The 13640-nt window shown below is 63.3% G+C and carries 13 protein-coding genes, 1 tRNA gene and 1 pseudogene; 10 read left to right on the top strand and 5 right to left on the bottom strand.

Features of this window, described 5'->3' with window-relative positions:
* The first annotated feature begins 24 nt into the window (after positions 1 to 24).
* The 6 genes and pseudogenes from RQI43_RS05760 (at position 25) to RQI43_RS05735 (ending at position 3698) form a co-directional block, all read left to right on the top strand.
* A complete protein-coding gene (locus RQI43_RS05760; protein ID WP_056425876.1) occupies positions 25 to 708 on the top strand; it encodes a type 1 glutamine amidotransferase domain-containing protein in 684 nt (227 codons plus the stop codon).
* Between the two features lie 114 nt (positions 709 to 822).
* Positions 823 to 2229 (top strand): amidase, encoded by a 1407-nt coding sequence (locus tag RQI43_RS05755; RefSeq protein ID WP_311274528.1) that lies wholly within the window; start codon positions 823 to 825, stop codon positions 2227 to 2229.
* Positions 2230 to 2306: 77 nt separating this feature from the next.
* Positions 2307 to 2516, top strand: a pseudogene (locus RQI43_RS05750) (IS3 family transposase); the annotation flags it as partial.
* 34 nt (positions 2517 to 2550) lie between these two features.
* Positions 2551 to 2718, top strand: coding sequence for a hypothetical protein (locus RQI43_RS05745; RefSeq protein WP_311274527.1), 168 nt, complete (start codon positions 2551 to 2553; stop codon positions 2716 to 2718).
* Positions 2719 to 2795: 77 nt separating this feature from the next.
* A tRNA-Ser gene (locus RQI43_RS05740) sits at positions 2796 to 2885 on the top strand.
* A gap of 366 nt (positions 2886 to 3251) precedes the next feature.
* Entirely contained in the window at positions 3252 to 3698 is a 447-nt protein-coding gene (locus RQI43_RS05735; RefSeq protein WP_311274526.1) for a hypothetical protein, read from the top strand.
* A 182-nt stretch (positions 3699 to 3880) separates the two neighbouring features.
* Here the strand turns inward: RQI43_RS05735 and moaA are convergent, their stop codons facing one another.
* The 4 genes from moaA to RQI43_RS05715 are packed head-to-tail and all read right to left on the bottom strand — an operon-like array spanning position 3881 to position 8695.
* A complete protein-coding gene (gene moaA / locus RQI43_RS05730) occupies positions 3881 to 4900 on the bottom strand; it encodes a GTP 3',8-cyclase MoaA (protein WP_311274525.1) in 1020 nt (339 codons plus the stop codon).
* A 1-nt stretch (position 4901) separates the two neighbouring features.
* On the bottom strand, positions 4902 to 6221 hold the full coding sequence (locus tag RQI43_RS05725; protein ID WP_311274524.1) for an FAD-dependent oxidoreductase: 1320 nt from the start codon (positions 6219 to 6221) through the stop codon (positions 4902 to 4904).
* Entirely contained in the window at positions 6218 to 6523 is a 306-nt protein-coding gene (locus RQI43_RS05720) for a ferredoxin family protein (RefSeq protein WP_207411344.1), read from the bottom strand. The genes RQI43_RS05725 and RQI43_RS05720 overlap by 4 nt, the downstream gene beginning before the upstream one ends.
* A 45-nt stretch (positions 6524 to 6568) precedes the next feature.
* Complete coding sequence (locus tag RQI43_RS05715; protein WP_311274523.1) at positions 6569 to 8695, bottom strand: molybdopterin-dependent oxidoreductase; 2127 nt, start codon at positions 8693 to 8695, stop codon at positions 6569 to 6571.
* A 207-nt stretch (positions 8696 to 8902) separates the two neighbouring features.
* On the opposite strand from RQI43_RS05715, the gene RQI43_RS05710 reads away from it, so the two are divergent.
* Entirely contained in the window at positions 8903 to 9787 is an 885-nt protein-coding gene (locus RQI43_RS05710; RefSeq protein WP_207411276.1) for a helix-turn-helix domain-containing protein, read from the top strand.
* Positions 9788 to 10233: 446 nt separating this feature from the next.
* On the top strand, positions 10234 to 11121 hold the full coding sequence (locus RQI43_RS05705; protein WP_311274522.1) for a transporter: 888 nt from the start codon (positions 10234 to 10236) through the stop codon (positions 11119 to 11121).
* Positions 11122 to 11159: 38 nt separating this feature from the next.
* Here the strand turns inward: RQI43_RS05705 and RQI43_RS05700 are convergent, their stop codons facing one another.
* Positions 11160 to 11414, bottom strand: coding sequence for a hypothetical protein (locus RQI43_RS05700; protein WP_311274521.1), 255 nt, complete (start codon positions 11412 to 11414; stop codon positions 11160 to 11162).
* Positions 11415 to 11751: 337 nt separating this feature from the next.
* Here RQI43_RS05700 and RQI43_RS05695 point away from each other — a divergent pair, with 337 nt between their 5' ends.
* Positions 11752 to 11976 (top strand): hypothetical protein, encoded by a 225-nt coding sequence (locus tag RQI43_RS05695; RefSeq protein ID WP_311274520.1) that lies wholly within the window; start codon positions 11752 to 11754, stop codon positions 11974 to 11976.
* A gap of 1004 nt (positions 11977 to 12980) precedes the next feature.
* Positions 12981 to 13469 carry a lysozyme inhibitor LprI family protein gene (locus tag RQI43_RS05690; RefSeq protein WP_311274519.1) on the top strand — a complete coding sequence of 163 codons (489 nt, stop codon included), beginning with the start codon at positions 12981 to 12983 and terminating at the stop codon, positions 13467 to 13469.
* Positions 13470 to 13640: the final 171 nt, after the last annotated feature.

Below are 13640 nucleotides of genomic sequence, written 5' to 3'. Positions count from 1 at the left end.
AAGCGAAAGATCCGGAGAACAACGATGAAGATCCTCATGGTGCTGACCTCGCACGACCGCCTCGGCGATACCGGCCGGAAGACCGGCTTCTGGCTAGAGGAGCTCGCGGCCCCGTACTACGTGTTCAAGGATGCGGGTGCGGAGGTGGTCCTGGTGTCGCCCGAGGGCGGCCGCCCACCGCTCGATCCGAAGAGCGCCGAGCCGAGCTTTCAGACCGACACGACGCGCCGCTTCGAAGCCGACGCGGCGGCCATGGCGGTGCTCGCCGAGACGGGCAGGCTCGACGCCGTCGGCCACGAGGGCTTCGACGCCGTCTTCTATCCCGGCGGTCACGGGCCCCTCTGGGACCTCGCGGAGGACCCGGCCTCGATCAGGCTGATTGAGACGACGCTCGGCGCGGGCAAGCCCGTAGCCCTGGTCTGTCACGCCCCCGGCGTCCTGCGCCATGCCAAGGCGGAAGGCGGGAAGCCCCTCGTCGAAGGCCGGAACGTCACCGGCTTCACGAACACCGAGGAGGAGGCCGTCGGTCTCACCCAGGTGGTTCCATTCCTGGTCGAGGACGAGCTCAAGCGGAACGGAGGTCTCTACGCCAAGGGAGCCGATTGGGGACCCTTCGTCGTCACGGACGGCCTGCTCGTCACCGGCCAGAACCCGGCCTCCTCCGGCCCCGCCGCCGAGCGCCTCGTCGCCCACCTCGCGAACCGCTGAGGATGTGGGCGCCCAAGGTGGCGCCCGCACCCGACCACCCGCTCGAACCATGATCGTCGCTTGGCCGAGCCAGCGCGATCCGGCCGCACCGGCGGTCTCGAAGGATCTCATCCCATGGCCACCGACATCCTCTTCTCGGACGCGACCCGTCTCGCCGAGCTGATCCGCACCCGGCAGGTCTCGCCTGTCGAGGTGGTGCAGGCCCATCTCGACCGCATCGCGGCGGTCGATTCCAAGGTCAACGCGATCGTCACCGTCGCGGAGAATGCGCTGTCCGCCGCGAAGGAGGCCGAGGCAGCGGTCATGGCGGGCAGGGAGCTCGGCCCCCTGCACGGCGTGCCGTTCACCGTCAAGGATTCCATCGACACCGCCGGCGTGATGACCCAGCGCGGCTCACCCATCTTCAAGGGCCGCACCCCCGATACCGACGCGACCAGCGTCGCCCGCATGAAGAAGGCCGGCGGCATCCTGCTCGCCAAGACCAACCTGCCGGAGTTCTCCTACTGGATCGAGAGCGACAACCTGCTCTCCGGCCGCTCGAACAATCCTTGGGATCTCACCCGTACACCGGGCGGATCGAGCGGCGGCGAGTCGGCGGCCATCGCGGCGGGCATGTCGCCGCTGGGCCTCGGCACCGACCTCGCCATCTCGGTACGCGGACCGGCGGCGCAGACCGGCATCGTCTCGCTGAAGGGGACCCATGGGCGCGTGCCGATGACCGGCATCTGGCCACGGGCGCCCCGCCGCTTTTGGCATGTCGGCCCGATGGCGCGCAGCATCCGCGACCTCGCGCTCGCCTTCTCGCAACTGGCCGGCCCCGATGGACTGGACGCCTTCGCGACCGGCGCCGTCCCGTTCGACGCCGGTATCGGCGCCGCGCCGGACCGCAAGCTTCGCGTCGGCTGGATGGTCGGGCCGGGCTTCGGTCCCATCGACACGGAGGTGGTGGCGACCGTCAAGGCGGCGGCCGAGGCGCTCGAGGGCGAGGGGCACCTCGTCGAGGAGGTCCACATCCCGGCACTGGAGCGCGACTTCGCCCTCGACGTGTTCAACAAGCTCCACGTCATGGAGATGAAGCCGGCCTTCCGGGAGGCGACTGCCGGGCACGAGGACCAGATGTACACGATGGCCAAGACCATGCTGTCGCTGCCCGACACCTCGATGGAGGACTACATCGAGGCCGAGCAGGCGGCGGAGCGTCTCCGGGACGGCTATGCGACCTACTTCCGAGATTACGACGTCCTTCTCACCCCGGTGCTGCCGGTGCCGGCGCACGAACACGGCATCACCGAACTCGTCGTCAACGGCGAGACGGTCGACCTGACCTACCTGCAGGGCGCGACGGTGCCCCTGAACGTGACGGGCTTGCCCGGGCTGTCGATGCGCTTCGGGACCAGCCGGGAGGGTCTGCCCATCAACGTGCAGGTGGTGGGGCGCTGGCAGGCAGAGACCACGATCCTGCACGCCGCCGCGGTACTGGAGAGCGTCAGCACAGTCCGCGGCCTGCACCCAAGTATCTGAGGGGCGGGAACCTGCCGGAGAGCGCTTCGGGGTCCCCGGCCATGACCGGAGGTCGAACGGCGGAAATGCCTGCTCGAAAAGGGCATGGGCGGGGCTGGGGGAAACGAGGCACGAGGTATCCGGTCCCCGGGAAGCTGGCGATCATCCGGCTGGTCGAGCCGTCTCACCTGCCGGTACGGGCCACCCTGGAGAAACCCGGTATCTCGCGTGCCACCTTCTACCGCCGGTACGAGGCCCACCGGAGCGGCAGCCCCGAGGCCCTGCCGACCGCCCTGCCCTCGCATCCGCTTCCACGACCTGCAGCACAGCCACGCGACGCAGATGTCGACGAGCGGCATCCTCCCCAAGATCGCGCAGGAGCGCCTCGGCCATTCCAGCATCGGCATCACCCTCGATCTGTACTCCCGCGTGATGCCCGGAATGCAGGAGGATGCCGCCGCGAAGGTTGACGCTGCCATGCGCGCCGCCATAGACAAGGCGGCCGGATGATTGGGTATAAATCCGGCAGCGACGGACGTAGAATCAAGCGTCGGCAAAGGCAAATTATCTAGCCTGCGCAACGGCTTGGAAGGGTGGCCGAGTGGTTTAAGGCAGCGGTCTTGAAAACCGCCGTGGGGGCAACTCCACCGTGGGTTCGAATCCCACCCCTTCCGCCATGTTGCCAAGCCAAATCATTGCGAACGTTATAGAATTTTTCTCGACGGTCTGCTTCAGCCGCCAATTTACCCAACATTTCGTATGGTTTGTGTCGGCGAAAGCTAGATCTCGGTGGACTTCGCCTCGCGCGCGCGGGGCCAAGCCCCGGGGGGCATTGCAGCGTTTTAAGTGGCGCTGCTTTTTGCCCAGAGGTGCTGATATCCGGCCGGGCGGATGCGTTTGAATAACGGGCGACTGCTCAGGGCATGTGTCACCGATGGATTCGCAGGGCCGCCTTTTTCACTGCCGACACGCATTTCAGAGACACGGCCGCGCGAGTACGACGGATCGACTGGAAGTTCATTCTCTGAAGGGTGCGGCGACGCATGACGAACACCCTCGACCAGTCGACAGATGGGCCGACACCGTTGGCTACGACTTCCCCGCCACCGAGCGTCGGCATCTTCTGGGGCCTACGTGAGCGCGATGGCCCTTGGGAACTGGTTTATGCCGCGCTCCCGCTGTCGGAGGCGGAGCCCTATGGCGACTGCCTGACCTATCCCGGCGCGCACTACGATGTTTGGGAAGGCTGGCGCCGACTGCGTCCCGCGGGCCTCCGCAAACGGGGATTGCCGGCAATGATCGCATCCCACGAGTACGAACACTTCCCCCGCGGCCGCATCGTCTACGAGACGATGCCGCACCGCTTCGTTCTATATGCAGACCGTCGCCTACATCGGCCCATGATCATCCACCAATTGCGGCGGGCGTTCGGTCTCGTCGATGCCAATGTGATCGTACGCAGCAACTCACATGACCGAACAACACCGTAGCCGTTGATCATGGCCGTATGCCTGGTTCACCGCATGTCCGCCGAGGGTGGTTTTCCACCGACTTGCTTCGATCTTTCTCAAGATTAGTCTTCCGTATAATCCGCAGATCCTGAATTGGCGAGATAGAGTTCAAAACTAAAGTCTTCACAATTTGCTCATCAACGACATGGCCACGATTAGGTTCATCCCCCGGTTTCGGACATCTTTCTCGCAAGCTGGGTGGCTGCGCCACCGCTCAAAACGAAATCGTGGCCTTTGGGCTTCCGGCCGAGGGCCACGTCGATGATTCTCACGAGATCGTCGTCCGTCCCGCCGGTTCGCAGGAGTGTCCGCAGGTCCGTCGCGTCGTCCTGGCCCAGGCATGTGTGCAACGTGCCCGACGCCGTGATCCGCACCCTGTTGCAATCCGCGCAGAAGTTGTGCGTGTGCGGGGTGATGAACCCGATCAGGCCACCCGTCTCCGCGACACGCGCATACCGGGCCGGGCCGCCGCTTCGCATCGGGACGTCGATGAGCGACCAGCGCTCCTCGATCCGCCGGCGCAAGGCGTCTAGGGGTAGGTACTGATCGAGGCGATCGACACCGACATCGCCGAGCGGCATGGTCTCGATGAGGCTCAGCGTCATGTTCCGATCGTGGGCAAAGGCGATGAGATCGTGGATCTCGCCCTCCGTCCCGTCCTTCAATGCGACCGCGTTGAGCTTGACCGCGAGCCCCGCCGCGCGGGCCGCGGCGATCCCCTCCAGCACCTTGGCGAGGGAACCGCCACGGGTCAGCATCCGGAAGCGCTCCGGGTCGAGGGTGTCGAGCGAGACGTTGATCCGGCGCACCCCCGTCCGGGCCAGATCTTCGGCGAAGCGGGCGAGCTGCGTTCCGTTCGTCGTGAGGGTCAGTTCGCGCAGCGAGCCGTCCCGGAGCGGCTGGGAGAGTTCCTCGAACAGGCCGAGGATGCCGGGCCGCACCAGCGGCTCCCCCCCGGTGATGCGCAGCTTGTCGATGCCGCGGGCGATGAACAGACGCGCCAGCCGAGCCAATTCGTCCAGGCTGAGGATGTCCCGTCGAGAGCGAAAGGTCATGTCTTCCGACATGCAGTAGACGCAGCGCAGGTCGCATCGGTCGGTGACCGAGAGACGCAGATAGGTCACGCGTCGTCCGAAGCGGTCGACGAGCCCGCAGGTGGAGGCCGCATTCTGTGCTGCCATCTCAAGCCGCCACGCCCGCGACCGCGAGCAGCTCTGCGCGCGTCACGAACTTCTCGCGGGGTTTTCCGACCGCTCGACCACGGGCGGCTTCGGCGGCTTCGATCCGGCGCCAGGCGGCATAATCGAGGATGTGCCCGGTCCGCTTTGCGAGGCTGGCGAACAGCGCGTCGGCGTTCCCGATCGGAGCCGGGAGAGACGCGAGGTCGGCGAGCAAGGCCGTGGCCGTCTCCACGCCACAGGCGCGATTCGTCCCGATCGTGCCGTGGGGGCCGCGCTTGCTCCAGCCGCAGGTATAGAGGCCGGGCACCGGTACGCCCTCCGCCTGAATCCGCCCGCCGAGATTGACGTGAATGCCCGCCCGCGCATCGTACGGGACGCCCTGCACCGGCGCGGTCCGGCGACCGATGCTGGAGATGACGAGGCCGCAATCGAGGTCGATCGTCCTGTCCGAGCCGGTTCGGCGCAGATGCAGGCTTTGCACGTGGCCCTCGCCTGACAGGCGGACGGGCTCCAGCCCGAAGCGGATCAGACAACGCCGCCGCTTGCCCGTACCGCCCCGTGCGTCGGCGAAACCGCGCAGGATCGGAGCGATGGCGCGTGCCTCCATGCCGGCGTTGATCGACGGCTCCGGTATGCCCTCGGGCAGGTCATCGGGGTCGAGCCCCGTTTCGCAATCGCGCAGATCGCCGAACTCACCAAGTTCCTTGGGGGAAAAACGCGCGCGCTCGACTCCGCCGCGCCCAACGATCTGAACCTCCCGGATCCGGCTCTCCGCCAAGGCGTCCAGCGCATGGGCCGCGATATCGGTATGGCGCAACTCGTCGGTGGTCTTGAGGAGGATGCGGGCCACGTCGAGCGCCACGTTACCGTGTCCGATCACCACCGCCCGCTCCGCCGAGAGGTCGAAGCTCAAGTGGGCCGCGTCGGGATGACCGTTGTACCAGCCGATGAAAGCGCCCGCCTGATGGCTGCCGGCCAGATCTTCGCCGGGAATATCCATCCGCCGGTCCAGGGAGGCGCCGTTCGCCAGAATGACGGCATGATAGCAGGCACTCAGTTCGGCCACGCCGACATCGGCCCCAACCTCGACCCCGCCGATGAAGCGGAAGCCGGGGAGACCGGCGATCCGGTCGAACACTGTGGTCACCTGCTTCAACTTCGGGTGGTCCGGCGCGACGCCGAACCTGACCAGCCCGAACGGAGCGGGCAGGCGCTCGAACATGTCCACTGCCACCGGCACGCCGGAGCGCAGGAGCGCCTCGGTCGCGTAGAAGCCGGCAGGACCGCTTCCGACCATTGCGATGCGAGCGAGCGCACTCATGAGGCCAGCCGCCTTGCCTGCTCGTCGGCGCCGGGCAACGGCGGAATCTTGGCGGCGATCACCGGGGTCTCGGCTGCCCGCAGGCGATTGATCTCGACCCATTCGGACTTGCCCGCCGGCATCTGCCAGGACGGGTGAATCGCGCCGACCGGGCAGATCGGCGCGCAACCGCCGCAATCGATGCAGTTCTCAGGGTCGATGTAGGTCATCTGCTCATCGAGATGGAAGCATTCGACGGGGCAGACGGTGACGCATTCGGTGTAACGACACCCTCGACACGCATCGGTGACGACATAAGCCATGGACGTCTTACTCACTCTGGCATTGACGGGAGGCTGAGAGGGCCGTCAGGCGGCGGCCACGTCTACGAGCATGTCCGAGAAGGTCGGGGCGCGGCCGAGATCGGCGAAGGCCGGGGGCGTCAGGGCGTGGACGGTCGGCCCGCGCTGGTTGGAGCGCTGCCAGAAGCCCGCCGGGGCAACGACCACCCCGCGCATCACATCGGCCGACAGGGTGGCGAAGGCCTCGAAGGCGCCCCGTTCGTTGAACACGCGGATCGGCGTTCCTGCGCCGATGCCACGGGGCGCGGCATCCTCCGGGTGCAGGAGCACCGCCTGCTGCTCGCCCGCCTGCGCCACCTGAGCCGGAAGGTTGCCGTAGTTCGAATTCATGAACGCGTGGCTTTTCGGCGAGATCAGGCTGAGGGGGAAGCGCTCGGCCAGCGCCGGCGCGGTGCGCGGGTTCTCGTTCGGGGGCACATAGTGCGGCAGCGGATCGACCGGCTCACCCGCCTGATCGCCGCCATAGCCCTGGCGGAACAATGGCACTACGAAGTTTCCGCCTTCGGCCAGGCTCGACTTGAACTCGCACTTGCCGGAGGCCGTCGGAAAATTGCCGTCCCGGTGTGGGGCCCAGGAATCGGCCGCGTCCATCGTCAGACGCATGTAGCCCTTCTGTTTCAACTCATCGAGAGTGATCCCGGCGAGGACCGGGCTCGACCAATCCATCGAGGCTTCGATCATCTCCTCGTCCGACCGGAAGAAGAACGGATCGTCGATCCCGAGCGCCTTGGCGAGTCGACGGAACAGTTCGGTGTTGGGCACAGCTTCGCCGAGTGGGGCGATGGCCTGGTTGTTGTAGGACAGATACAGGTGCCCCCAGGAGAACATGATGTCCTCCTGCTCGAGCTGGGTCGTCGCCGGCAGCACGATATCGGCGTAGCGCGCGGTGTCGGTGAGGAAATGCTCGCTCACGACCGTGAACAGATCCTCGCGCGCAAGGCCCTGCTCGATCGCCTGCTGCTGCGAGACCATCGCCATCGGATTGGCGTTGTAGACCATTAAGGACCGGATCGGCGGGTCGAGGGACATCTCGCCGGTGAGAGCCGGGCCGAGGCGCCAGGAATTGATGACCCGCATCGATTCCGGCTGGAGATCCGGTCGCATCAAGCCCGCCCAATTCACGGGGAAGGCCCAGATCGGCAATTGGAGCAGGCCACCGCCGACATGCTTCCAGGCGCCGATCAGCGCCGGAAGGCAGGCGATCGCCCGGACGGTCTGGCCGCCGCCCGCATGGCGCTCGACCGCCACGCCGATCCGCACCACCGCTGCCGGTGTCGTGGCGTATTCACGGGTGAGCTTCAGGATGTCCTCGACCGGGATACCAGTCTCGGCCGAGGCGAATTCCGGCGTGTAGGCCTCGCACCGCACGGCGAGTTCGTCGAACCCCAGAGTGTGCTTGTCGATGTAATCGCGGTCCGTGAGCCCTTCCTTGATGATGATGTGCATCATCGCCATCGCCAGGGCGCCGTCGGTGCCGGGCTGAATCGGGATGTGCCAGTCGGCCAGCCGCGCCGTACGGGTGCGGACGGGATCGATGACGACGAGCTTGGCACCGTTCCGCTTGGCCTGCTCGATGAACGGCCAATGGTGCGAGTTGGTGCTGAGCGTGTTGCAGGCCCACAGGATGATGTATTTGGAATGGACGAAACTCTCGGGGTCCACGCCCGGCGTATGCCCGATCGTCATCATGTAGGCGGTACAGGCGCCCGAATCGCAGAAGGTGCGCTCACAGACGGTGGCGCCGAGCTTGTTGAAGAGGGGATCGCCGACGTTGAGGCCGTTGATGATGCCCTGGGTGCCCAGATAGCTGTAGGGAAGGATCGCCTTGGCTCCGCTCTCGGCGATGATGGCCTTCCAACGGCCCGCGATCTCGTCCAGAGCCTCGTCCCAAGTGATGCGCGCGAACTGGCCGCTTCCCTTCGGACCGACGCGCTTCATCGGGTAGAGCACGCGCTGGTCGCTATAAACCCGGTTCTGGTAATCGTTGACCTTCACGCAGAGGCGCCCTTTGGTGAAGGGATGATCCGGGTTGCCCCGGACAGCGATCGCCTTGCCGTCCTCCACCGTCGTGAGGATCGAGCAGGTATCGGGGCAATCGTGCGGGCATGCGCCGATGACGACTTCGCGAGCCATATCCACTCTCCGGTTGAGTAATTCTCGAACAGGAGGAGAGCGTGCCAATAATCGAGGCCGTGGGCATTATCGGGACCTGCGCCTTCGTATTCCTCGACTGCGGTCCTCAGCCCGGCGGAACGGACGGTCTTTCTAAACCTCAGGCTCAATGGCGCGGTTTGTGCACCGGTTGGAGCGATTCCAAGTGCTGACGCGAGAGAGGGAGCCATGCTGGGCCATTCGGTCGACAAGTACGTGACAGGCCGGTTGCTCGACACCTCCAACGATTTGCGCTGGTCGACTCTGCACGCCGAACGCTGGAGCCATATGCCCGGCGAGCTCCCGTCCCTCACCCCACGCGATACCGAAATTGCCGTCCAGTTGGGCGGTCGCACCTTCGTCGAACGCGTCGGGGACGGACGGCGTCAAAAGACTCATGGCCATCGGGGCACGATTTGGCTCTGCCCGGCCGGAATCGAAGAAAACTATATCAATATCGCCGATCCGATGGTCGATTGCCTGCATATGTTCATGCCGGCTCACCCATTCGAGCAGACGATGCTGCGGGATCTCGACATAGACCCCGCCCGGTGTGAATTGCGCTACGATGTGATCCAGCAGGATCCTTTCATCGAATATGTTGCCTGTCGCGTCATCGATGAAATGGAGCACGAGACCGCAGCCGGACGTCTTCTTATCGAAACACTGGGAGTCGCGCTGGCGGCCCATCTGGTCCATCGCTATTCGGCCGCGACCATCCGCATCCCGGAGAGCGGCGACAAGCCCCTTGATCGACGACGCCTGGAACGGGTCGAGAATTACATCACGGCGCACCTGTTTGAGGATTTCGCGGTCGCCGATCTGGCGTCGGCCGCCTGCATGAGCGTGGCGCATTTCACCCGCAGTTTCCGTGCGGCGACGGGGCGTACGCCCTACGAGTATGTGAGTGGACGCAGGCTCGAACGCGCCAAGCATCGGCTCGTGACCGAGGAGACACCGATCTCCGAGATCGCAGCGGCGATCGGCTTCTCGTCGCAGGCGAATTTCACGCGCGCCTTTCGTAAGGCGATGGGCGTGACCCCGGCCCAGATGCGTTCCTCCGCTCAGAAATAGACGCTGCGGTTTGCTCCGAAGAGACGTCTCCAACCTCCGGACATGGATGGGGTCCGCAAGAAGACCGCAGATCGGAGGGTCGATTGAGCGCGCTCTTCTCCATGACACGATGCAAGGGTCGAGAGCGCTGGTTCGGGAGCGGTATCGGTGTCATTCGGCGCTCGACGCCTGCTGTTCCGCAGGCGCAACCCGGCGGCGTGCAGAGCCGGGCCGAGTCGCGTCCATGGACATGACACGGAGCCCGGACGAGTTCCCGTCGGCCGGCCATTCCTTCGGATGGATCGAGACGATCAAATCGTTGCGAACGCCCGTTCGCGCTCGCGCCGCCGGCTTCAGCAGGAATCGAACAACGAAAGATGGTTGCGGATAAAGACCGCAGGCGGAAAATCCGGATGCTGACCCTGAAGAAAAACCCCGACATTTGATCTGGGGTCGAGGGGTCTCTCATGAAATCAAGATTTGGTCTGAGCCTGATTTCGGCTGCCCTATCCACATGCATGAGCTTTAGTGCCGAGGCGCTTGAAGTGAATCCCGGCGATTACGAACAGTTCCCCTCCGGGGCGACAATCGGATTGCTGTATTATCAGCATGGCCGTGGAGACGAAGCCTACGCGCGGGGTGCCAAAACGACATCGGATGCGAAGCTCGAGACGAATGTTGGCATCATCCGCCTGCTGCATGTCTATGAGATCGCCCCGGGCGTGACGGTCGACCCGCAATTCCTCCTCCCGGTTGGGGCGATCTCGACCGGCGGTGTCCTGTCACCCCTTGGATCGCCGGGCGGCGTGGGCGACATCATCATGGCCACCGCCTTCAAGTTCAAACTCAATACCGAATTCAACGATGTCTTCGCCATCACACCTTATCTCATCGCCCCGACAGGGACGTATGACGAGAACAAGGCGCTGAATTTTGGAACCAATCGCTGGCAGGGCGTCATTCAGGCGGCCTACGTCAAGCACTTCAATCCGGTTTGGTCGCTCGATCTGATCGGCGATGTCGCCTTTTACTCGGACAACACACGCTATAACCTCGGCGGCATCGGTCGGCTCTCACAGGATCCTCAATTCGAGCTGCAGGCCTATCTGCGGTACAAGATCAATCCTGCTTTGGAAATCGGCGGTGGCCTCGGCGGTAAGATCGGCGGCAACCAATCCTTCGAGCAGACGTCGCTGCGAAATTCACAAGCGACCCAATATGGCCGTCTCGCGGTCGCCTATTTTCCCGAACCCACCCTCCAAGTCCAAGCGATGATTGGCCAGGACTTTATTGTCGAGAATGGAACGAAGCAGTCGACATTCCTCCAGCTGCGGATTGCAAAGATTTTTCCGTAGAAAATCAGCTATAATAGGATGGCAGATGTCTAACTTAGCTATGAATAAATCGCCGCTTCGGCGAAAAGGATTGCTCGTGCCGTAGCATCCCTCGGCGGCAAGACAGGCACAATATCGGCATCATCGCCGATATTGTCTTTCTTGGCGTTGGTATTCCGCAAATCCATCAATCGTATATACTGGCGGGCAGCGTTGCTCTGGCGGCAAAAACCCGAAAGAGGTGAGTGCGCTTTCTGCAGAGCATAGTACTTTCCATTAAGCAGATTCAGAATCATAGAAACGTTGCCGAGCACGTTCGGCAACGCCTCGATTCAGTCATAATACATACGTCGACACATCGACTTACCCCTTACACTGAACTTCTCGAGTCGGATCCTCTGACTCGCCCAACTATTTGCCCTTTCGCTGTGCGTCGCAACCGATGCGATCGGGCCGGTACTGCAGTGCCCGAATCTCTTTGCAGTACGCCCGGATTCCTTCCGGCTCCCCCTCGTCGGTATCGACTTCGCTCTCGTACGGGGTGAACGAGGAGCCCTCACGCTTCGCCGCGACGACGGTGCAATCGAGGAACGATGCCCCCTCTGGACGACGAGCATATCGCAGCAACGATTCACGGCCGTCACAGATGGAATGACCGGCGCCGATCAGGGTGAGGATGGGACCGGATTGGCTCTCTCGTTCGACTGGACCCTGATCCGTTCACGATCAGGGCAGGAACAGACCGAACTGGTCTTATGCATCCGGTATCGATTCGAGCCGTTCTGGCTCGACGAGATGGCTTATGCACTGCGTGATCTCGCGGAACACACGATGAACCGTTTCGTCACCCGCACCATCCTAAAGCAGCAAGCCTAATCGGCGTCGCAACACCCGTCGCACCAGCGAGGCGGACGACACACCGGCGCAACGCTACAGAGGGACCGGGCACACCCGCGTGTTTTCGGATACTTGAACGCGCTATAAAAGTATAAGGGCATTGGAGTACCGGATGGGATAGTGAGTACGGCATGTAGCCGTCCGGTAGGCGCCGGCATGCACCCAACCACCTACGGCACTACGTACGGCCGCAGGCACTCCTGTACGGCCAGCCCCTACGCCACATACGACCTACGCGCTGCCCACGCAGCCACCACGTCGGCACGTCCCCCTGCCCACTCCGCCCACACCGATCCGGCATCCCGCTACTACCGAGCCTTTGTCCGGCACGCCGCCACCGCCACTGCCGCTACCCATTCTCGTTCATGATCCGACGGGCAACGGGAATCCTGACCTGACCGCACCAGCGCGGCCGCATGGCAGGATTTTATCATGGCCGACAACGCCCTCATCCCGCTGCCCCGCCAGCGACCACACCCCTTCGTCCACCCATCTCGACGCTTTCGACCCCACCGGGCTCGGACCGCTGACCATTCTGCCGATCAACTCCGATGCCCAACGTCGAAGCCACCACGTCTTCGTCCCCGCCGACCACCGCTTCAAGGCCGCCGCCGATGGCGTTCACCACCGTCCTTCTCCCGATTTTCCTTGCTGTGGAGGAGATACCTTTCGTACAGGGCCGAACCCCGACGGTCACCGCATCGTAGTGCAGGCGTGACGGTGGCCTGACCAATAGATCCGCTTTGGCGGCCTCCGCCCGGAGGCAGACCTGAAGAAAGCCACCCATCTCGGACGCTTCGGGAGGGCGACATCTGTCAGATTTTTACCACCATTTCGCGCTTGGAAACGGCAGGACCACGAATTGGCAATAGCTATACCCCCGATATACCATAGCGGGAGATACGCCTGCGCGGACAGATGCACGCTCGTAAAGATGATTGTATAAGGCGCATCTACGACATGGTTGGCGCGGAACAATCAAAGTGAACAATCGCCCTGAAATCATCATTGATGCGGCAAGCCATGTATATCGCTTTCGCTTAGTCGCGGTTATAGGCGGAATTTTAGGTATAATTACATGCTCTGCGGGCTTGGCGCTGGCAGATCAGCCTTCGGCCAAATTATGTACGAGCGAGCCCACCACTACCGCGACAGGGGTTTGCATAATGAACGCCCTCAACGAAGCGGATAAAAAACTCAATCTCGCGTACAAGAAGGCTCAATCGGTGATCGAGCAGGATGACCGCGTTCAAGATGACCCCGGGGAGGTTGCCAAGGCAAAGACTGCATGGACAGCACAACTCGCGGCAGCTCAACGAGCTTGGATGGCGTTCCGGGATGCGGATTGCGGCGACCTTATCTTCAGCGAGTGGAGCAACGGCCACGGAGTTCTTCCAGCGGTCTATGCTTGTCGATATGACAAGACAGTTCAGCGCACTAACGAGATTTTAAGCCGTTACCCTCTCCACTAGAGATCGCTTAGCACACTTTTGGACCATGCCATGCCTAAAAATGGAACCAGTCCCGCAAACAGAAAGTGGTTTATCGGGTTATTTATGGGATTTTCCAATCTGCTGGCATATCTCGCCATGAGCCTGCTGAATATCCCGCATAGTTTCTATGCCAGTGCTGTGGTGGGTCTT

Source organism: Methylobacterium sp. WCS2018Hpa-22 (assembly GCF_031843785.1).
In the GTDB taxonomy this organism is placed as follows: Bacteria; Pseudomonadota; Alphaproteobacteria; order Rhizobiales; family Beijerinckiaceae; genus Methylobacterium.
This window is presented reverse-complemented; position numbering and strand designations above follow the sequence as displayed.

Bases quoted from the DNA above. Each gene is read 5' to 3' on its own strand.
- RQI43_RS05760 (WP_056425876.1), top strand. From the start codon at position 25: ATGAAGATCCTCATGGTGCTGACCTCGCACGACCGCCTCGGCGATACC.
- RQI43_RS05755 (WP_311274528.1), top strand. From the start codon at position 823: ATGGCCACCGACATCCTCTTCTCGGACGCGACCCGTCTCGCCGAGCTG.
- RQI43_RS05745 (WP_311274527.1), top strand. From the start codon at position 2,551: ATGTCGACGAGCGGCATCCTCCCCAAGATCGCGCAGGAGCGCCTCGGC.
- RQI43_RS05735 (WP_311274526.1), top strand. From the start codon at position 3,252: ATGACGAACACCCTCGACCAGTCGACAGATGGGCCGACACCGTTGGCT.
- moaA (WP_311274525.1), bottom strand. From the start codon at position 4,900: ATGGCAGCACAGAATGCGGCCTCCACCTGCGGGCTCGTCGACCGCTTC.
- RQI43_RS05725 (WP_311274524.1), bottom strand. From the start codon at position 6,221: ATGAGTGCGCTCGCTCGCATCGCAATGGTCGGAAGCGGTCCTGCCGGC.
- RQI43_RS05720 (WP_207411344.1), bottom strand. From the start codon at position 6,523: ATGGCTTATGTCGTCACCGATGCGTGTCGAGGGTGTCGTTACACCGAA.
- RQI43_RS05715 (WP_311274523.1), bottom strand. From the start codon at position 8,695: ATGGCTCGCGAAGTCGTCATCGGCGCATGCCCGCACGATTGCCCCGAT.
- RQI43_RS05710 (WP_207411276.1), top strand. From the start codon at position 8,903: ATGCTGGGCCATTCGGTCGACAAGTACGTGACAGGCCGGTTGCTCGAC.
- RQI43_RS05705 (WP_311274522.1), top strand. From the start codon at position 10,234: ATGAAATCAAGATTTGGTCTGAGCCTGATTTCGGCTGCCCTATCCACA.
- RQI43_RS05695 (WP_311274520.1), top strand. From the start codon at position 11,752: ATGACCGGCGCCGATCAGGGTGAGGATGGGACCGGATTGGCTCTCTCG.